Origin of the sequence: Bacillus salacetis (genome assembly GCF_049177075.1) — a bacterium.
In the GTDB taxonomy this organism is placed as follows: domain Bacteria; phylum Bacillota; class Bacilli; order Bacillales; family Bacillaceae_B; genus Rossellomorea; species Rossellomorea salacetis_A.
Map to the genome: position 1 here is coordinate 2,968,493 of NZ_CP185377.1, position 20,499 is coordinate 2,988,991.

The 20,499-nt window shown below is 43.1% G+C and carries 19 protein-coding genes; 1 reads left to right on the forward strand and 18 read right to left on the reverse strand.

Translation table 11 applies throughout. The features are described 5' to 3' along the window. Positions 1-96: 96 nt before the first annotated feature. Positions 97-2,175 (reverse strand): sigma 54-interacting transcriptional regulator, encoded by a 2,079-nt coding sequence (locus ACOJQI_RS15580; RefSeq protein WP_421379483.1) that lies wholly within the window; start codon positions 2,173-2,175, stop codon positions 97-99. Between the two features lie 133 nt (positions 2,176-2,308). Between ACOJQI_RS15580 and ACOJQI_RS15585 the strand changes: the two genes are divergently transcribed. Continuing rightward, on the forward strand, positions 2,309-2,560 hold the full coding sequence (locus ACOJQI_RS15585; protein ID WP_421379485.1) for a DUF2627 domain-containing protein: 252 nt from the start codon (positions 2,309-2,311) through the stop codon (positions 2,558-2,560). Between the two features lie 73 nt (positions 2,561-2,633). Here ACOJQI_RS15585 and ACOJQI_RS15590 read toward each other — a convergent pair whose 3' ends face one another. The 17 genes from ACOJQI_RS15590 to ACOJQI_RS15670 form a co-directional block, all read right to left on the reverse strand. Next, entirely contained in the window at positions 2,634-3,359 is a 726-nt protein-coding gene (locus tag ACOJQI_RS15590) for a glycerophosphodiester phosphodiesterase (RefSeq protein WP_421379487.1), read from the reverse strand. A 172-nt stretch (positions 3,360-3,531) separates the two neighbouring features. Further along, on the reverse strand, positions 3,532-4,311 hold the full coding sequence (gene spo0A, locus ACOJQI_RS15595; RefSeq protein ID WP_421379489.1) for a sporulation transcription factor Spo0A: 780 nt from the start codon (positions 4,309-4,311) through the stop codon (positions 3,532-3,534). Positions 4,312-4,599: 288 nt separating this feature from the next. Then, positions 4,600-5,886 (reverse strand): SpoIVB peptidase, encoded by a 1,287-nt coding sequence (spoIVB, locus tag ACOJQI_RS15600; RefSeq protein WP_421379491.1) that lies wholly within the window; start codon positions 5,884-5,886, stop codon positions 4,600-4,602. 285 nt (positions 5,887-6,171) lie between these two features. Beyond that, the gene (recN, locus tag ACOJQI_RS15605; protein ID WP_421379493.1) at positions 6,172-7,875 is read right to left on the reverse strand and encodes a DNA repair protein RecN; all 1,704 of its coding nucleotides are present in this window, start codon (positions 7,873-7,875) and stop codon (positions 6,172-6,174) included. A gap of 16 nt (positions 7,876-7,891) precedes the next feature. Continuing rightward, positions 7,892-8,341, reverse strand: a complete 450-nt coding sequence (gene ahrC, locus ACOJQI_RS15610) for a transcriptional regulator AhrC/ArgR (protein ID WP_113930949.1) — start codon at positions 8,339-8,341, stop codon at positions 7,892-7,894. A 304-nt stretch (positions 8,342-8,645) separates the two neighbouring features. Further along, positions 8,646-9,473, reverse strand: a complete 828-nt coding sequence (locus ACOJQI_RS15615; RefSeq protein ID WP_421379495.1) for a TlyA family RNA methyltransferase — start codon at positions 9,471-9,473, stop codon at positions 8,646-8,648. A 2-nt stretch (positions 9,474-9,475) separates the two neighbouring features. Beyond that, positions 9,476-11,368, reverse strand: a complete 1,893-nt coding sequence (dxs, locus tag ACOJQI_RS15620; protein WP_421379497.1) for a 1-deoxy-D-xylulose-5-phosphate synthase — start codon at positions 11,366-11,368, stop codon at positions 9,476-9,478. A 21-nt stretch (positions 11,369-11,389) separates the two neighbouring features. Then, a complete protein-coding gene (locus ACOJQI_RS15625; RefSeq protein WP_421379499.1) occupies positions 11,390-12,010 on the reverse strand; it encodes a hypothetical protein in 621 nt (206 codons plus the stop codon). A 711-nt stretch (positions 12,011-12,721) separates the two neighbouring features. After that, a complete protein-coding gene (locus tag ACOJQI_RS15630; protein WP_421379501.1) occupies positions 12,722-13,609 on the reverse strand; it encodes a polyprenyl synthetase family protein in 888 nt (295 codons plus the stop codon). Then, the gene (xseB, locus tag ACOJQI_RS15635; protein ID WP_421379503.1) at positions 13,606-13,842 is read right to left on the reverse strand and encodes an exodeoxyribonuclease VII small subunit; all 237 of its coding nucleotides are present in this window, start codon (positions 13,840-13,842) and stop codon (positions 13,606-13,608) included. Before xseB ends, ACOJQI_RS15630 begins: the two co-directional genes overlap by 4 nt. Further along, a complete protein-coding gene (gene xseA / locus ACOJQI_RS15640; RefSeq protein WP_421379505.1) occupies positions 13,842-15,191 on the reverse strand; it encodes an exodeoxyribonuclease VII large subunit in 1,350 nt (449 codons plus the stop codon). Before xseA ends, xseB begins: the two co-directional genes overlap by 1 nt. 193 nt (positions 15,192-15,384) lie before the next feature. Continuing rightward, complete coding sequence (gene folD / locus ACOJQI_RS15645) at positions 15,385-16,248, reverse strand: bifunctional methylenetetrahydrofolate dehydrogenase/methenyltetrahydrofolate cyclohydrolase FolD (protein ID WP_421379507.1); 864 nt, start codon at positions 16,246-16,248, stop codon at positions 15,385-15,387. Between the two features lie 11 nt (positions 16,249-16,259). Next, positions 16,260-16,661, reverse strand: a complete 402-nt coding sequence (gene nusB / locus ACOJQI_RS15650; RefSeq protein ID WP_421379509.1) for a transcription antitermination factor NusB — start codon at positions 16,659-16,661, stop codon at positions 16,260-16,262. A gap of 257 nt (positions 16,662-16,918) precedes the next feature. Then, complete coding sequence (locus ACOJQI_RS15655) at positions 16,919-17,341, reverse strand: Asp23/Gls24 family envelope stress response protein (protein ID WP_421379511.1); 423 nt, start codon at positions 17,339-17,341, stop codon at positions 16,919-16,921. A gap of 60 nt (positions 17,342-17,401) precedes the next feature. Continuing rightward, the gene (gene accC, locus ACOJQI_RS15660) at positions 17,402-18,754 is read right to left on the reverse strand and encodes an acetyl-CoA carboxylase biotin carboxylase subunit (protein ID WP_421379513.1); all 1,353 of its coding nucleotides are present in this window, start codon (positions 18,752-18,754) and stop codon (positions 17,402-17,404) included. A 12-nt stretch (positions 18,755-18,766) separates the two neighbouring features. Beyond that, positions 18,767-19,282: an acetyl-CoA carboxylase biotin carboxyl carrier protein gene (gene accB / locus ACOJQI_RS15665; protein ID WP_421379515.1), complete on the reverse strand. Its 516-nt coding sequence runs from the start codon at positions 19,280-19,282 to the stop codon at positions 18,767-18,769. A 634-nt stretch (positions 19,283-19,916) separates the two neighbouring features. Continuing rightward, on the reverse strand, positions 19,917-20,489 hold the full coding sequence (locus ACOJQI_RS15670; RefSeq protein WP_421379517.1) for a SpoIIIAH-like family protein: 573 nt from the start codon (positions 20,487-20,489) through the stop codon (positions 19,917-19,919). Between the last annotated feature and the right edge of the window lie 10 nt (positions 20,490-20,499).

A 20,499-nucleotide genomic window follows, 5' to 3' on the forward strand; every position in this document is an offset into this window, starting at 1 on the left:
AACTTGCTTCACACCTTAATGACATGCAAGAATCGTGCCAACTTTAAAACGTTGAAAACGCTTTATTTTAAACATAATAAACGTGCAGCTTTTTTCTCACTCTGCAAGATTTTGCGTGCTATCTGTTTCAATTTTATATTTTTCCAGCTTATAATACAAGTTTCGCACAGAGACATTCAGCGCTTTAGCGGTTGCCGTTTTATTGCCTTTATTATGCTCTAAAACTTGTTTAATAATATTTTTTTCATACTCTTCAATTAAGGACGCGAGATCACGTCCTTCAGCACCTGCTTTAAGGTTCACACCTTCACTCTTTTCCGGAAGCCTCTCCATAAAGGGCAGGTGTTTGGGTTCAATCATTGTTTCGTTGTAGTTCATGAATATAATGGCTCTTCCCAGTATATTTTCAAGCTCCCTTACGTTGCCCGGCCAGTGGTAATCCATCAACTTGTCCATAGCCGCTTGCTTTATACCCTCTACATTCCGGCCATAATCCTGATTGATTTTCTGAATCAGCACTTCGCACAAAAGCGGGATGTCAGTCTTCCTGGAGCGTAATGGCGGGATTTGAATGGGCATCCTGTTCAGTCGATAGTATAAGTCTTCACGGAAAGCACCGCTGGCTATCGCTTTTTCCAGGTTGACATTCGTTGCAGCGATAACCCTTACATTTATGCTGATGGATTTCGTGCCGCCCACCCTGACAATTTCACTTTCCTGAAGCACCCGTAAAAGCTTGGCTTGCGTATCCGCTTTCAATTCACCTATTTCATCAAGAAAGATGCTTCCATTATTCGCATCCTCAAATAACCCCTTCTTACCTCCGCGCTTCGCACCCGAGAAGGCACCTTCTTCATAACCGAATAATTCGCTCTCGAGAAGGTTTTCAGAAATTGCAGCGCAGTTGACCCTTATGAACTTGTTGTATTTTCTATCGCTTGCATTATGAATGGCATGGGCAAACAATTCCTTCCCCGTGCCGGATTCCCCTCGCAGCAACACGGTGGCAGGCGTCTTCGCCCCAAGTTTAGCCTGTTCAACAGCGAGCTTCATTTCCTCGGAGACACCGATGATGTCATCAAATGTATACTTGGCCTCCAACGTTCTGATGATGCGCCTTGCTCTGTCCAGTTCATTTGTAAGGGACTGAATTTCAGAAACATCATGAATGACTCCCACACTGCCCTTCAGTTTTCCATTCACAATGATGGGGGCGACATTTACAATGACTTCCTTCTTGTTGGGACCGACCCTCATCTTGCTTCCCCTGATTGCTCTGCGGGTTTGAAGGACTTTCAAGTGGATGCTTTCGCCTTCTGATATATCGGCAGTCGCCGGCTTTCCGATGATTTCTTCTTCCGTCAGGCCGGTTATCCGTGTGTAAGCCGGATTGATCAATATACCTTTTCCTTCCTCGTCAACAACAGAAATGGCATCATCACTTGATTGGATGATTGCCTGAAGCATTGTTTGAATTTCCTTAAGGTTTGTTATCTCCTCAGCAAGGTTTACCACTTCCGTTATATCTTTGAATACAGAAAAGGCACCGATGACCTCTTGATCTTCCGTGATCATTGGTATTCGGTTGGTTATGATCTTCAAGCCGTTCTCCAAAAGCAATTCTTTGTTTATTTCGTTTCTTCGTGATTCCAAGACCCTTGGTAATTCACTTTTGGGTATGACCTCATAAATATGCCTTCCCAACGCTTCTTCAGCTGGAATCCCAATCATCTTTTCGGCACTTCGATTGAAAAGGATGATGGTTTCGCTTTTATCGATTCCGACCATTCCATCATCAGTTGAATTAAGAATGAGGTCACGCTTGAAATTTTCATTTTTCATTTCATCAATCAAATGCTCTTTTTCCTTTAGAAGCTTTGCCACTAAAAAGGCCACACTGCCAGGAATCACAACTGTATTCCTGCCTCTTGAATCCCTTAAGTCCTCGAAGACTTTCTGGTCTCCTGTGACTTCGATGATGATATCTATTTCTTCAGTTAAAAAGTTTCTCCAATCTTTTCCGTAAGGTATCCCATTTTCCTTAGCATACTGGATACCCGGACTGTCCTCTATCAGGTCACACACAGCCGCCACTTTAAGCACAGAGGTTTCCCTCAAGATCTTAAGTATGGCTATTCCGCCTTTTCCACCGCCCACTACTAAAACCTTTTGCAATTTCTTTCCACCTCTTGGTATTGAGACTGCAATATCTTTCACACTCTTTTATTGTAGCGTAAGTTCCTTTGGTTGACAAATTTCATCTATGATATAATTATTCATGAAACATTGATCAGAGGAGAATATAGGTATGCAAAGACTGATTGCGTTAATCATCATGCTCATCCCCGGGGCACTGGCTGCTTTAGGAATAAAGCTGATGAGAGATATGCTGTTTGGAATCCTGCAGCCGCCTTTACCAGCCTTGTGGCTGCAATTCATTCTGGGACTCCTTTTATTCCTGGGCGGATTGGGCTTTATAGCAGGTTTCATCCTTCATAGAGACAGAAAGAGAAATAAAGTCCAAGACCGTTTTAAGAGCAACAATGATGAGCGGCCTTGATAAACCAAAAAAATCTATCCTGCATCCAGGATAGATTTTTTGTGTAAAAGAGGATTCTCTTAAACGGATTCCACTACATCGATCCCCTGAGCTTAACCGCTTTTTCAGGATAATCGGTGATGATGGCTGAACAATTTATATTGAAAAGCCTTTTCATAAGGGCTTCACTATTGATGGTATAAGGCCTCACAGCCACACCTGCTCTCATGGAGTCGACGATAAGAGCATCCGGCGCCACTTTAATATTAGGGTGAATGGATTTAGCATGTATGGACTGGGCATAAACCCATGGCATGAAGAGACCGTTTGAATATAAAGGCGCTATCTCAACATCGGGGTTCAGCCTGTAGCAGTGGACAATGGAATAATGATTAAAAGAAGAAATGATGACCCTGTCCTTGTATCCGAATTCATTAATCAAAGCTATCACTTTCTCCTCAAGCTGAGGATAAGGGATGACCCCATTCTTCAATTCTATATTGCAGATCATACCGTTCGTCCTCATCCATTCAAAAACTTCGCGCAAGGTAGGAATCCTGACTTTTTGCAGGAGTTTTTTATTTTTGTAGCTGGCATCTAGCTTTTTAATTTCCCGAAGAGTTAAATCTTTAATGAATCCTTTTCCATTTGTCGTTCTATCAACGGTTTCATCATGAATGACAACAATCTCCCCGTCTTTTGAGAGCTGTACATCCAGTTCAAGACCGTCAGCCCCTGCACGGTCTCCCTCTTCAAATGCTTCCATTGTGTTTTCCGGATGGGTCCCGGCTGACCCACGGTGTGCAAAAATCAAGGTCATAATAAAACAACTCCATTCATTTCTAGATTGTTAATAGGGAAAATAATTTTGGTGTGCCGTTATACCTTCTAACCGGCCAGCCGCAAAATAAAACCTGGTAATCCAAAAGATTTACCAGGTTTGCTCTTCCTTTTATATAAGAAAATAAGTGCGTTTTTTACTCCTCACTCTTTCAAGAAGCTTTATGTTCCAAGCGTAGCTTATCAGCAACCATGGCGATGAATTCGCTGTTTGTCGGTTTGGCTTTGCTCATGCTGACAGTATAGCCGAATAAATTAGAAATAGAGTCAATGTTTCCACGGCTCCATGCCACTTCGATCGCATGGCGGATTGCACGTTCCACGCGGCTGGCAGTCGTATTGAACTTCTTGGCAATGTCCGGATACAGGACTTTAGTGATGGATCCAAGCAGCTCAATATCTTTATAAACCATTGAGATTGCTTCCCTTAAGTATAGATATCCTTTAATATGAGCAGGAACACCGATTTCGTGAATGATGCTTGTAATGCTTGCATCAAGATTCTTAGGTTTTGATTCTGCAGCAGATCGTGATGATGGAGATTTCTTGAATATCGGATTAGATTTACCACTGACTTGACGAATGTGACTGACCAGATTTTCCATATCAAATGGTTTTAAAATAAAATAAGAAGCACCTAAATCCACAGCTTTCTTCGTTACATCTTCCTGTCCAAAAGCTGTCAGCATAATTACATTCGGAATGACAGAACGCTCCCTGATACGCTCAAGAACAGCAAGACCATCAAGATGAGGCATAATAATGTCCAATACGATTACATCCGGTTCCACCTCATCAAGAAGTTCCAGGCATTCCTGACCATTATGAGCTACCCCAACGACCTCCATGTCATTTTGGGATGAGATATATTCCTCCAGTAATGAGACTAACTCACGATTATCATCTACTACACACACTTTAATTGAATTCACTACAGTTTTCCTCCTCAATCCGATATAATCCATATCCAATCTCTATTTTTTATTCTAAAGTAAATTTTCGACAAAGCAATAAGAAATCCTCTTATTTTTTGAAAAAATCTCAAAAATTAAATGTTTTCTTTCATTTCCTTTTATTTTCTCTTAATTTCGACCTGATTCGCTATCAGAGTTATTGGTTTGTCGAAAAATCTTTATAAACCCATTTTATCAGATAATGACAGGCAAAAAAACAGGATAGGCGTCCTGGTTAACAAAAAAACAGACGGTATCACCCGCCTGTCAGCTCGCTTTTTCTCTTTCTTCTTCATAAATGTCAATTCCAGCTTCATTCAGCATCCACTCAATATGAACGCCATATCCGGAAGTAGGATCATTTACAAAGACGTGAGTTACAGCTCCAATCAGCTTCCCATCCTGGATGATCGGGCTTCCGCTCATCCCCTGGACGATCCCTCCGGTTTTATCTAATAAATCGGGATCTGTCACTTTAATGACCATCCCTTTAGTTGCAGGGAATTTCTGAGGAATGGTACTGACGATTTCAATGTCGTACAGTTCTACATCTTCACCATCCACAACAGTCAAAATTTGCGCAGGCCCTTCTTTTACTTGATGGGACAATGCGATTGGCAAAGCCTTATCAAGCATACCATTTTTTATATCTCTATTTAATTTACCGAAAATCCCAAACGGGCTGTTTCGTGTAATATCTCCAATGACATCTTTTTCTTCGGTGAATCTGGCAAGTTTCTCGCCAGGTTTGCCATTGCTGCCTTTTTCTATTGATGTCACCGTACTGTGAACAATTTCGCCATCTTCGACAACGATTGGTTTTTTTGTATCCATGTCAGAAATGACATGCCCGAGTGCTCCATACTTTTTCGATTTAGGGTCATAGAACGTCATCGTCCCTATTCCGGCTGCTGCATCACGAATATACAACCCAAGTTTATAAGAATTTTCATTGCTGTCTTTCATGGGCTGCAGTTCAGTTTTGATCTTCTCTTTGTCCCTTCTTAAGACTACCTCAAGAGCATCTTCGGTTTCCCCGGCCTCTTGAACAAAAGGAGCGACGTCTGCCAGCTTTTCAATTTTCTGCCCGTTTATTTCAGTAATCATATCACCGACTTGTATTCCCGCCTTCTCACCAGGGGATACTTTGCCGTCTTTGGTTTGCACAAGGTGATGCCCTACAACCAGTACACCAAGGGTATTCAATTTCACTCCAATGGACTGCCCTCCTGGAATGACCTTGAAGTCTTTGATCACTTCCACATCTACTTTCTTTATTGGTACACCTGCCAGTTCGAGGAGAACCTCCTCTTTACCGACATTGTCTCCCTGTATGGTCAACGCATCCCTGGTATCGCTCAAAGCCAGTTTTGAATGTGACGCCGCCATGGCTGATACGGGTGCAGCCTTTGGAAGTGTAACTTCTTCACCCTGCATCATGACTATTTTATTTGGTAATTGGATATATTGTTGAACAGGTTTCGTAAAACCTATGAAGCAAAGTGAAACAAGGAGAATTCCACCAATCAATTTCCTGAATAAATCTGAATTCATTTTTTCACTCTCCTCGCTTCTAATCCACACACTTTCTTCTTGGCTACAGTTTTAATTTTGCCTTGAAACAGGACATTTATAACCTTTGTCCAAGAAAAAAAGCTACCCATTTTGGATAGCTGTGGGAATGCTGTAAAAGGTGAATAGTTATATTCAAACAACATATAATATGCTTAAAATTACACAATTTATCCAATTTTATACATAGAAAGGTGACTCCTTGCTGAAACGTGCAACCTGTCACATAAAAAAAGGCCCATAACCCTAGGCTATGGAGCAGGACAATCACTTATTTTTAATGGATTCGGCAAGGCCGAGGAGTTCTTTTGCATGCTCCCTTGTCAACTCTGTAATTTCCACACCAGAAATCATCCGGCCGATTTCGCGGATTTTTTCCTCTTGATTCAAGGAGGTTACTGAAGTGCTGGTCCTTCCTCCCGCAGATTTCTTCGCAATATACAGATGTGAATCTGCCATAGCGGCAACTTGCGGAAGGTGGGAAATGCACATTACTTGGGAATTAAGCGAAACCTGATAGATCTTCTCTGCAATTGCCTGGGCAACTCTGCCGCTTACACCGGTGTCAACCTCATCAAAGATGATGGAAGTTATACCCTGATGTTTCGAAAAGATAGTTTTCAGTGCCAGCATGACTCTGGAAAGCTCTCCACCTGAAGCAACCTTGGACAGGGGCTTTAACGGCTCCCCAGGATTAGTTGATATGAAGAACTCAATCTGGTCGGCTCCATCTTTTCTATATTTGAACGGTTTCGTCTCCGAGGGCTCTTGCAGGAACCGGACTTCAAAGGAGGTCTTATCCATATACAATTCTTTTAATTGCTCATGGATTCGGGCAGTCAGTTTTTTCGCCGCCTTCTTGCGTATGCCTGAAAGCTGCACCGCCTCCAAATATAAGTCCTTTTCCAAAGATTTCAGCTTTTTCTCCAAGTCATGGATAAGAGCATCTTTATTTGTAACAGTTTCAATTTCCTCTTCAATCTTGGCGCTGTACTCCAATATGTCTTCTATTGAAGAGCCATACTTCCTTTTCAGCGTATTTATCTCATTAAGGCGGCTTTCAATGGTATTGAGCCTGTCCGGTTCGAATTCAAGTTCATCCAGTTCCGAGCGGACTGCACCCGCTGCCTCTTCAAGCAAATAATAACTATTAGAGATGGTTTCCATAAGACTGTCATATTTTGAATCCACTCCAGCGGCTCCCTCAATATGGCTCATTGCCAATCCAGCCCAGTCAAGCCCTCGTCCTTCACCTTGAATGCTGTTATAACAATTCTGCAGGGATTCGAACAGTTTTTCAAAGTTCATCAGCTTATTCTTCTCATCCATAAGAGCTTCATCTTCTCCAGGCACAAGCGCTGCTTTTTCTATTTCAGACAGCTGGAATTGAATCAAATCAAGCCTGTGAGCCATTTCCTGTTCGTTTTCATTATACTTTTTCAATTGGCTTTGAACAGTTTCAAATTCCTTAAACACTTCTTTATAGTTTTGGTGTGAAGATTTCAACTCTTTTGAAGCAAACTGATCAAGTAATGTCAGATGAAGTGTTTCGTTCATCAGTTCCTGATGTTCATGCTGGCCGTGAATGTCGATGAGGGATGAGCCAAGCTCCCTTAGAATCGCTATGGTCACCAGCTTCCCGTTTATCCGGCAGACACTCTTCCCCTGGCTGGATATGTCCCTTCTCAGGATAATCATCCCTTCTTCAATGTCAATCCCGAATTCTGCTGCTTTTTTATAGCAGGGATGGGCATCATCTTCCAAGGTGAACAATCCTTCTATTTCAGCCTTCTTTTCCCCGTGCCTGACAAACTCGGAGGAACCCCTGCCTCCGACTAATAAATGGACAGCATCGATAATGATGGATTTACCTGCACCCGTTTCACCCGTAAGGACGGTAAGCCCCTCTTCAATGGAGACGGTCAATTCATCAATGATAGCAAAATTTTTAATCGAAAGTTCCTGTAGCAATACGGTTTCACCTCAATCAAAGCATATCAAGAAATTGCTGTGATATTTTCTCTGTATCCTTTTCGGTCTTGCAAATGATCAAACATGTATCATCACCACAAATAGTTCCAAGTATTTCTTCCCAATCAAGATTGTCGATCAGGGCGCCAATGGCATTCGCATTTCCTGGCAGCGTTTTCATAACCAGCATGTGTCCCGCCGAATCGATTTTAACGAACGCATCAGTCAGTGTCCTCTTCAATTTTTGAAGCGGATTAAATCTCTGGTCTGCCGGCAGGCTGTATTTATAACGGCCATCCATTAGCGGAACCTTTACCAGGTGAAGCTCTTTTATATCACGGGAAACTGTGGCCTGTGTAACATTGAAATTAGCATTCTTCAGGCGGTCTACAAGCTCATCCTGTGTTTCAATATCATGGTTTGAGATAAGTTCCCTGATTTTTATTAACCTTTGCCCTTTGTTCATCATAACTCCCACACCTCTTACTCGTTAAACTGCTGTATATTTATACTTCTATATTCATGTTAGCTTATTTATATTATTATCACAATAAAAAACAATCCTTATGAGGATTTCCGCTCCAGGCGAACGACTCCGCCTGCGGGGTCTCACCTGTCCCGCTAGTCCCGCAGGAGGTCGCCCACCTTCCGCTTCAATCCTGCAGTATTGATTAAAAAAAGTTAAAACAAGCTATGAAGACAACTATTGGTGATTCTGCAGGTCTTATCTTCTGACATAAGAAAAAGAATAAACAAGGTGTTTATTCTTTCTACTTTGATTTGAATTCATTTTGGGCTTCGTCTACGACTGATTGGATGGAGTATCCCAAGTGATTTTCTCCTGTCTCTTTCTCACCATGCCAGGTTAGATGAATGAGGAATTCGATGTTCCCCTCACCGCCTGTGATGGGTGAATAGGATAGATCCCTGACGTCATAGCCCTCTTTTATGGAGAGTTGGACGATCTTCTCAATCACTGCATGATGGACTTTAGGGTCCTTGACAATGCCTTTTTTGCCGACTTGGTCTTTTCCCGCCTCAAACTGGGGTTTGATCAATGCTATCACGTCACTGCCTTGAATAAGCAGTGTTCTCAGTACCGGCAAAATAAGAGAAAGGGAAATGAAAGATACATCGATCGTTGCAAAGCTCGGCATTTCCGCAGCCAGATCTTCCGGTTTTACATACCGGAAGTTGGTCCTTTCCATAACGACCACTCTTTCATCCTGTCTCAATTTCCAGGCAAGCTGATTATATCCGACATCAAGTGCATATGACAGCTTTGCGCCATTTTGAAGTGCACAATCCGTGAACCCGCCGGTTGAGGAACCAATATCAATCATGGTTTTGCCTTCTACACTCAGGTCAAACTGCTTCAAGGCTTTTTCGAGCTTTAAGCCGCCTCTGCTGACATAAGGAAGGACATTGCCTTTAATCGTAAGGGGGATATCTTCATTGACTTTCTCACCTGGTTTATCCAGGCGGGATTCCTTGGTGTAAACCAAGCCCGCCATCACAGCCCGTTTTGCTTTTTCTCTTGTTTCTGCAAGTCCCCGCTCTACTAGGAGTACGTCTAATCGTTGTTTTTTTACTTTCATTTTCAGGCCCTTTTTTGTTTTTTTGGTGTCATGGATTGAATACGGTCAACCACATTTTCCGTCGTCATCCCAATCTCTTTAAGCAGTTCCTTAACGCTGCCATGTTCAATGAATTTATCCGGTATTCCAATTCGTTCCACTGTCACTTCATTAAAGCCATGGTCGTGGGCGAATTCCAATACTGCACTTCCAAATCCACCCTGCAGTACTGCCTCCTCTATTGTTAGGATTGGCATGTTTTCCCGCATTATGCCGGAAAGCATCTTTTCGTCAAGAGGCTTGATAAATCGTGCATTTATGACTCTAACAGAGATCCCTTGGCTCTCAAGCTGTTCGGCAGCTTCAAGTGCCATTGGAATGGTTGTTCCAAAAGTTAAGATCGCCGTATCATTTCCTTCTTTCAATACTTCCCATTCCCCGATTGGAATGGTCTTTAATTCCTTGTCCATTTTCACGCCTAATCCGTTACCGCGAGGGAATCTGAGTGCGATTGGGCCATCATCATATTGAATGGCTGTGTTTACCATATGCTGCCCTTCATTTTCATCCTTCGGCATCATCAGCACGACATTCGGCAGATGGCGCATGAAAGCTATGTCAAATACCCCTTGATGGGTTTCTCCGTCTGCTCCCACGAGGCCTGCCCTGTCTATTCCTATGAATACGTTCAAATTTTGGCGGCAGATATCATGGAGCACCTGATCATAAGCCCTTTGCAGGAAGGTCGAATAGATGGCAAGGAACGGTTTCATGCCCTGGGTTGCCAGACCTGCAGACACAGTGGCAGCGTGTTGTTCTGCAATCCCTACATCAAACATGCGGTCAGGAAATTCACTGGCAAAGCCCTCGAGCTTCGACCCCACCGGCATTGCAGGAGTGATGGCAACAATTCTTTCATCTTCCCTGGCAAGCCTGCGCACCGTTTCGCTGATCAAACCGCTCCAGGAAGGAGGTGCGTTCACAGGTTTGATTAAATCCCCTGAATCCATTTTATATGGACCTGTCCCATGCCACGTCCCTTTCGTATCGGATTCTGCGGGATGGAAGCCCTTCCCTTTCTTCGTGATCACATGCAGGATCACCGGGCCCTCTGTCTTTTTCGCATACTGGATATTGTCAAAGAGATCATTATAATCATGACCATCAATCGGTCCGAGATATGTGAAGCCCATTTCCTCAAAGAACATGCCGGAAACGAATAAGTATTTGAGGCTGTCTTTGACTCGCTCTGCAGTCACTGCAAGCTTGCCGCCGACTGCCGGAATCTTTTTGAGTATATACTCCAGCTCATCCTTGACCCAATGATACTTTCCTGCCGTCCTCAAGCGGCCCAGTACATTATGAAGGGCTCCTACGTTGGGTGCGATGGACATTTCATTGTCATTCAAGACGACGATCATATCTTTTTGTTCATGGCCGATATGATTCAGTGCTTCAAGAGCCATTCCTCCTGTCAGCGCTCCATCCCCAATGACGGGCACAATAAAGGAATCTTCTTTTTTCACATCTCTCGCAATGGCCATTCCCATAGCTGCAGATAAAGAGGTCGAGCTGTGTCCTGTCTCCCATACATCATGTTCACTCTCCACCATTTTCGGGAATCCGCACAACCCTTTGTACTGCCGAAGAGAACCAAACTGTCCAGCACGGCCGGTCAGGATTTTGTGAACATAAGATTGATGGCCTACGTCCCAGATGATTTTATCTTTGGGACTGTCAAAACATTTATGCAGAGCAATCGTGAGTTCCACGACTCCCAGGTTGGGACCGATATGTCCCCCTGTTTTAGATAAGGTTTCTATTAAAAATTTTCTTATATCCAAACTTAATTGTTCCAGCTCTTGCTGAGATAACGACTTTAGAAAGGAAGGGTCTTTAATTGATAACAGATCCATCCAGTTCACCAACTTTCATAACTAAATGTTTTGTTTCAATTTTTCACGCTTTTTTCGCTTTTTATCTTTTTTATCTTTAATGATGGTTATGTGAAATTTATCCTCAACAAATTGTAACACTTTTCCTACTTGAAAGATAATATCCTTGGAATATTGGATAGCCAAAGTCTTTCCAAGAGCTTTCCCGCCAACAGTGAGAGCAGCAATCAAGCTGGTTAAGAGTACATTTAACGCATATTCAATCGGAGAACCGCTGTTGATCTGCAGATCAAGCGTCAGGCCGATGAGCACAATCGCAGCTGCAGCACCACTGATAATGCCGGAAATATCTCCAATTACGTCATTACAAAAGCTGGCAAAACGGTCCGCATTCCGGACAATCCTGATGGAATGCCTCGCCCCATAAACCTTTTTGGCTGCCATTGCGTGGAAAGGGGTTTCATCCGCGGCCGTAGCAGCTATTCCAAGCATATCAAAAAAGATACCTATAAAAACAATGATAAGCACTACAATCAGGCCGATCACCCAGGTAACTTCGTTTAATATTAGATTAGAAAAGATTGAAAAAAGAGCCGCTAACACAAACGTGATAACGGCAATGCTAATACTCCATTTTATTGAGTTTTTCATTACGTCCTTCATCAGGCAGATACACACCGTTTCTTTTATAAAAATCTATGTTTTGTACTTTACATTCAGTATATGTAAAGGGATGGTCATAAATTGAGTAAAAATTGCAGCTTAGGTCCAGTAGGTTTTCCCAATCAGGTACCGGATGTCGCCATACCGGCGGTTTCCCTTTAAACCCGACTTAACTGTGTCACCAGCAGTTAGACTGGATTACCACTTAGTCCGCACTATAATCCTCAATATATGTCTCAAATGGGAACAGTCTAGGAGTTTTCCTCGGCAACCTTTAACCAGGTTCTTAGCCTCTTTTGCAAAGTGGATTTCATATGGGCGAAAAAGCACATATCAATGGCCAACTGATGTGTACCTTGTAACCATAATCCCCTCACACTTCACTCAAGGCAGGCTACGCTGCTAGCGGTTGTCACCGCATCGCAGGTCTATACTCCGTTCTGATTGCTCATGCATTTGCCGGCCTGGAACGGAACCTCCGCGGTGCAAGGGTCAACGCCCACATGCCATTGTGGATCGCCCTTGCACCTTACTCCCAGCTTCGACCCAAGGCTGGGCGCCTCAAGCCGAAACAAGGAACTTCATCGATGTGCCCTTTAGTGGATTTTTAGGCCCACCTTCAGAACTGGTAGGTTGACTAGAATACTGCACCATCCCTATTCAATTATTTTCATTATACCACGAACAGAGCATTTTCTCAAATAGGGCAGATTAATGATCTCTTGAAGCGATCATATCAGCAATTTCAACAAGCAGCCCTGTATCAAGATCAGATGCAGCAAGTGCTGCCTTGCTCTTTTCCAGGTGATTCTGCAGCTTATCTTTTGCCCCATCCAATGTCAAAAGGGAAGGATAGGTACTTTTCAGCTTGTTTTGATCACTGCCTACAGGTTTTCCTATCTTCTCTTCAGTTCCTTCGACATCAAGTATGTCGTCCTGAATTTGGAAGGCAAGGCCGATATGGAAAGCATACTCTTCCAACAGTTGGATTTGCTGCTCTGCTGCTTCTGCCAGTATGGCCGCTGCCATTACGCTAAAAGCAAGCAGCCTCCCTGTTTTGTTTTTATGGATGTACTCCAGTTCTTCCACCGATAGGGATTTGTTTTCGCCTTCCATATCAGCAGCCTGTCCTCCTACCATTCCTTCCGGGCCTGCAGACTTAGCCAACAGGGAAACGATTCGGAGAATCTTTTCTGCCGATACCCCTTTTGTATCAGCCAGCACCTCAAAACTATATGTAAGAAGCCCATCACCAGCAAGGATTGCTGCAGCCTCACCAAAAACCTTGTGATTTGTCGGTTTGCCCCTTCTCAAGTCATCATTGTCCATACTTGGCAGATCATCATGAATAAGGGAATATGTATGAATCATTTCAAGAGCCGCTGCTGCCTCAAGCCCTATCTTGGGATCTTTCCTGAAAGCATTCAGAGTCGCAAAAAGGAGAACAGGACGAATCCTTTTTCCTCCAGCTTTCAAGGAATAAGCCATTGCTTCTTTTACTGTTTCTGGAGCATCCAGACTTTGAACGAGTTCATCCAGCTTATTTTCAACCAGCTCTTTGTATTTTACTGTGAATTCCTCTAGCTTTAAAGCGGTCACGAATTCTCCTCCTCGGATAAAGAGAATTCTTTTTCTCCTTCATCAGTCATCAGCTTTGTCATCTGTTTTTCAGCATGTTTTAATGTGTCATGACAGTATTTTGACAGTTCCACGCCCTTTTGATATTGCTGAAGCGCTTCTTCCAGCGGAACTTCTCCTTCTTCAAGGCGCTGAACAATCCTCTCAAGTCTATCCATAGCTTCTTCAAATGACATTTTTTTCTCTTCTGCCACTAACCTTCACTCCCCTCAATAGTATTCACGCTGCAATGCAGTTTTCCATCCTGAAGGTGGACTGTTACTTTTTCCCCTTCTTTGACAGCACCTTTTGATTTGACCAGTTTTTCATCCTGGGAATATACCAGGCTGTACCCCCTGTCCATAATCTTCAAGGGGCTTAGAGCTTCTAATGTTGAGATTGTCCTGCTGAAATCACTCTGTTTTTGTTTTACTATATTTGAAAAATTAGCATGTAATTGTTTCTTCATACGAAGGTGGTGTTCATTTTTCTGCTCCAGCAGCCTGCCTGGATGAACTCTTTTTAGACTTGAAGCCAGGTTGGCCAGCTTATCCCTTTGCATTTGCATCCTCATCTGCTGGTTCCTGTTAAGCTGATCAGTCAAGCGATCGACTGTCTCGATTTTTTGTTCATACAAACGGCGGGGGTTTCTGAATACGATCGATGAACTAACATTTTTGAGCCTGGCCCTTTCACTGTTCAGCCTGGCCTTTATTCCCCTTATGAGCAGAACCTTTCTGCTCAACACCCTTTCCAAAAGGTCATCGATATTCGGCACAGCCAATTCAGCGGCAGCAGTCGGAGTAGGAGCTCTCATATCTGCAGCAAAGTCGGCAATTGTAAAGTCGGTCTCATGCCCTACTGCGGAAATGACAGGAATTGCAGAACCCGAGATGGCGAGCGCTACCCGTTCTTCATTAAAAGCCCACAATTCTTCGATGGATCCCCCGCCTCTTCCAACGATCAATACATCTATTTCTTTATTCTCATTTGCTTTCTTAATACAATCAGCAATCGATTGGGCGGCACGCTCCCCTTGAACCAGCGCGGGATAAACCAATATCTCTCCTATTGGATATCTGCGTTCAATTGTTGTGATGATGTCCCTGACTGCAGCTCCTGTAGGGGAGGTGATCACCCCTATCTTGCGAGGGAACTTTGGAAGAGGCCTTTTTCTCGCTTCATCAAACAGCCCCTGTTTCTCCAGCTTTTCCTTTAACTGTTGAAAGGCAAGGAACAGATCGCCGATTCCATCCGGCTGCATTTCTTTCACATAAATCTGATATTGCCCTCCTGACTCATAGACTGAAATATCGCCCCTCACTAAAACCTTCATCCCGTTTTCAGGAGTGAATTTCATGGAAGCATTCGCAGAGGAAAACATTACTGCCAATATCCTGGCCCTTTCATCCTTCAGCGTAAAATACATGTGTCCGCTTGAATGTCTTTTGAAGTTGGAAATCTCGCCCTTGACATAGATTCCTGAAAGGTGAGGGTCTTTATCAAATTTCCTTTTTATATATTTTGTCAATGCCTGGATAGTCAGATATTGAGGATTATCCATGTATTTACTACCTCCCCTCTCACTGGGCTTAAGGCTTCCGCCATGCGGAAGTCCGCCGGGGTGTTCTTATCAAAAACTTCCTTGTCGCATTCTTATGTAACACCTTAATAAAAAGCTGCTTCCTTTGTCTGGAATGCAGCCCTTTGGTTCATTATTATTTTAACAAAAAAACGGAGGAATGTACTATAAACAACTACTGAATTCCATTTTCGATCGTTTTCCGGGCCGCTTTGACTGTATTGTACATAAGCATGGTGATGGTCATCGGTCCGACCCCGCCCGGCACAGGGGTAATATAACCTGCTGTATTTTTCGCACTGTCAAAATCGATATCTCCGCAAAGCACTCCAGCTTCATCCCTGTTCATGCCAACATCGATCACCACTGCACCCGGCTTGATATCATTCCCATGAATGAACTTTGCCCGCCCTGCAGCAGCAATCAATATATCAGCATTTCTGGTATAAGCAGTGAGATTTTCTGTTTTGGAATGGCAGTATGTGACGGTAGCATTCTCCCTTAAAAGCAGCTGTCCGGCCGGTTTACCGACAATATTACTCCGCCCGATGATAACAGCATGCTTTCCGGATGGGTCAATATTTTCGTATTGAAGCATCTTCAGAATGCCATAAGGTGTACAAGGCAGAAAAGCATCTTCCCCTATCATCATCCTTCCGATATTAATCGGATGGAACCCATCGACATCCTTGTCCGGTGAGATTCGTTCAATCACCTTCTCAGTTTGGATGCCTTCCGGGAGGGGCAGCTGAACCAGGATCCCGTGAATGGATGAATCATTGTTCAACTGATCTATTTTATCAAGCAGTTCATTTTGACCGACTTGGTCGCCATACTGAATTAAAACAGAGTGGATTCCCATTTCCTCGCAGGTTTTCCGCTTCATTCTTACATAGGTTTGTGATGCGGAATTTTCCCCGACGAGAATGACTGCAAGTCCTGGAACCATACCTTTCTGTTTCAGTTGTTTAACTTCTTCTGTGATGGAATTTCTATAGTGCTTCGCAATTTTCTTTCCATCTATAATTCTTGCGGGCATCAAACTCCCCCTTATTCACCCTGTGTTTCAATGGACGAATTCACTTTTGAAAGTACCCCGTTGATGAATTTACCCGATTGGTCATCACCATACGTCTTGGCAATTTCAATAGCTTCATTTATGACAACTTTGTTAGGTACATCTTTTACTTCCAATAGCTCATATACCGCCACTCGCATAATATTTTTGTCGACTTTCGCCAGCCTGTCAAAAGACCATTTTTCCAAGTTTTCCTTAATAAGGCCATCGATCTTTTCTTTATTTTCTGCGGCTCCTTTGACAAGTGCCTCCAGATATTCGTCAGAAGGTGTATCTTCGTATACGTTTGTTAATGCCTCATCGGCAGTCATTCCGGACATATCCATCTGAAATAATGCTTGTAAAGCTTTTTCACGCGCTGTACGTCTTTTCATTACTTTGTACTCCTTTTAATCTTATCAGATTTCATCATATCAATGATAATAGCATAACTGAGCCTGTGAAAGCACGTAAACACCAATTAATACTTTATTCTGAAAAATTACCGCATATGGAGAATGGCATGTTAACAAAATATCACAAATAACCAAACCTTAAACCATCCTGGGGATACACGGCTTTCCAGACAAAGCAAAAACCAAAGGCTTCTGCCTTTGGTTTTTGAATGACAAATATTGAACTGGACTGGAACTTATTGTTCTTCTTCAAGCTCCTGCTCAGTCTTCTGGTTCTCAAACTGCACTCCTACAACATGGATGTTTACTTCATCAGCTTCTAAAGCTGTCATATTAAGCAGTGCCTGTCTGATGTTATCCTGGATCTTCTGAGCGGTATTTGGAATGGATATACCAAACTGCATGATACAATAGACATCGACTTGGATGCCTTCTTCAGCAAGTTCGACTTTAACTCCCTTACCATGATTTTTTTTACCCAGTCTTTCAACGACACCGCTGGCAAAGTTACCGCGCATCTGCGCAACGCCTTCTACTTCTGATGCAGCAATTCCAGCAATCACTTCAATTACTTCGGGTGCTATTTCAATTTTACCTAAACCGTCTTTTCCTTGTGACATTTGCAAAAGGCCTTGGTTTTGGTTTTGATTTTCAGCCATGAATGTACACCTCCACTGATTTCGCCTGTATACTTATTATTTATTATACCACAGCTTAGTTTAAGACTTCATTACCTCATGTATTTCCAAGAACTTCGTGTTGAACTCGCCGCTTACGAATGTTTCATGCTCAAGTACTTTCAAATGGAAAGGTATCGTAGTGTGAACTCCTTCAATAACGAACTCACTTAATGCCCTTTTCATCCGTGCAATGGCTTCCTCCCGTGTCGCTCCATAAGTGATCAGCTTGGCTATCATGGAGTCATAATATGGAGGAATCATATATCCTGGATAGGCAGCTGAATCCACCCTCACTCCAAGTCCGCCTGGAGGAAGATAAAGATCGATCTTTCCTGCAGATGGCATGAAATTCTTTTCAGGATTTTCTGCATTGATACGGCATTCAATAGACCATCCGTTGAATTCGATGTCTTCTTGTTTCAAGGAAAGCTTCTCTCCTGATGCCACCTTGATTTGTTCCTTTATAAGGTCTACACCTGTTACTTGTTCCGTAACGGGATGTTCTACCTGGATACGGGTATTCATTTCCATGAAATAGAATTTATTATTGACATGATCAAAAATGAATTCAACTGTACCCGCTCCTGAATAATCGACTGCTTGAGCAGCTTTGACGGCTGCTTGCCCCATCTGTTCCCTGGTTTCTCCATCTAAGGCAGGTGAAGGCGTCTCTTCAATCAATTTTTGCAAGCGTCTTTGGATGGTGCAGTCCCTTTCACCCAAGTGAATGACATTGCCAAAGTTGTCCCCAAGAACCTGGATTTCAACATGTCTGAAATCTTCGATGAATTTTTCGATATAAACCCCTGGATTTCCGAAGGCTGTTGCAGCTTCCTGCTGGGTGATATTCACACCTTTGATAAGATCCTGTTCGGTCTTTGCCACGCGGATTCCTTTTCCTCCGCCTCCGGCAGTTGCTTTAATGATTACAGGATATCCAATTTTCTCTGCCAATGAAACCGCTTCATCTGCATCCTTAACAATTCCCTGGGAACCCGGCACGATTGGAACTCCCGCTTTCCTCATCGTCTCTCTCGCTACATCCTTTGTCCCCATCTTGGAGATGGCTTCAGGAGACGGGCCGACAAACGTGATATTACATTCACGGCACAGCTCTGCAAAATCTGCATTTTCAGCCAGGAATCCGTAACCGGGATGGATGGCGTCGCAATCAGTCAACTTGGCCACACTGATAATATTAGTGAAATTCAAATAACTGTCTTTACTTGCTGTAGGACCGATACAATAAGCTTCATCAGCCAATTGTACGTGAAGCGCTTCCTTGTCTGCTTCGGAATATACTGCCACACTTTCTATTCCCATTTCACGACAAGCGCGAATCACACGTACAGCTATTTCTCCTCTATTTGCGATTAACAGCTTCTTTATCATAATGATCGCTCCTTATTCAGGCTTAACCAGGAATAGCGGCTGACCGTATTCAACCAATTGTCCGTCTTTCACCAGGATTTCTACAATTTCACCGTTGACTTCTGCTTCAATTTCGTTGAAAAGCTTCATAGCTTCCACGATGCAAACAACAGAATCATTACTTACCTTACTGCCTGTTTTCACATAAGCATCCGCATCTGGTGATGGAGATGCATAGAATGTACCAACCATAGGTGATACGATCTTGTGCAGGTTTTCATCTGCTGCTGGCGCTGCCGGCGCTTCCTCTTTAGCAGGAGCTTCAGCTGATGCAGAAGCCTGGACAGGTGCCTTGGCAGCTGGTGTTGATACAACTTCTTCTTGTTTATGTACTTCTTTATTTGGGACTGCTGCTGTTTCTTCTACATAAGTAACTGCCTTATTTTTCTTCATTTTGATCTTTGAACCATCAAGTTCATATGAAAATTCATCAATGCTTGATTGATCAACAAGTTTAATCAATTCACGTATTTCTTGAACCTTTAACATAATGACACCCCTTAGAGTAATTAATCAAAATTAGGACTAGCTACTAATATCATACGATAAGACCTTGTAAGAATTCAATATGAGAATAAAACTAATCTGTTCGATACTCATAATTCAGCTCTAAAAATAGCTTTTCGTATTAGATTGTTGCTATATGTATGAGTTAGTTGATTTCCGCTCCAGGTATGCGACTCCGCGGGGCGGGCGGTGAGCCTCCTCGGCTGCATAAAAAGCGTAGGCGGCCGGTTAGCGACGTACAGATTGGAGGGATCCTGCATGAGATAAAGGAATCACAACGAACAAAGTGAGTTGATGATGACTTATCGCAAGGAAGGAGACCGAAATCTCTAGTCGCTGGCCGCTGGAGCTGGATTGGCCTGCGGGGTCTCACCTGTCCCGCTAGTCCCGCAGGAGGTCACACACCTTCCGCTCCAATCAACCTTTGTAACAACGAAATTACTGTATAAAGCAACATTATCTTTTATAATACAGCCTTACCATAACTTGTCCTGACTCTATTGTAAGCTTCTTTTGCATTTTTTCAAAGTATTAGCACGGATTTGCTGGCTGCTCGTTTCCTTGGAGGTTATAAAAGAAGCCGGCTGCCCTAAGGCACCCGGCTGTGTCACTATATTTAGTTTGCTGGCTGGAATTGGACAGCCACTTTTTGCATTGTTCCGCCAACTTCATCGTTAACCAGGCGGATGATTTTGTTAGCCTCTGCAGCTGAATGTTCTTTTGCTTTTACAGTTACTCTGACTTGCTCTCCATCGGCTCTTACCAGCGCATCTTCATACCCCATAGATTTGATTAGTGTTTCCAAAACTGTTTCTGTTGTGGCAAGCTCTTTTAATTGATCCATTTGTTCAATTGCCTCATTCTTTTCCTCGATGGAAATGTCTGAAGATGCTACTTTCGTTTCAAGGTCTTCTCTCATCTTTGACCGCTGATCACTGAATTCTAAACGAAGTGTTTCAAATACTTCATCACCGGCTGCTTCCGTCACGATATCCATTTCACCTTCAGCTGCTGTTTCTTCACCCTTAGCGGCTTCCTCGGAAGTTTGTTCACCTTGTGCCGGGCTGCTCTCATCCACCTTTGCCATATCCGTTGCCTGCTGAGTCGGTGACGTGATGTAATACACAGATAAGACGATCACAAGGCTCAACATTGTTAATAACCATACAGTTTGCTTTTTCAATAACATATTCATTTCC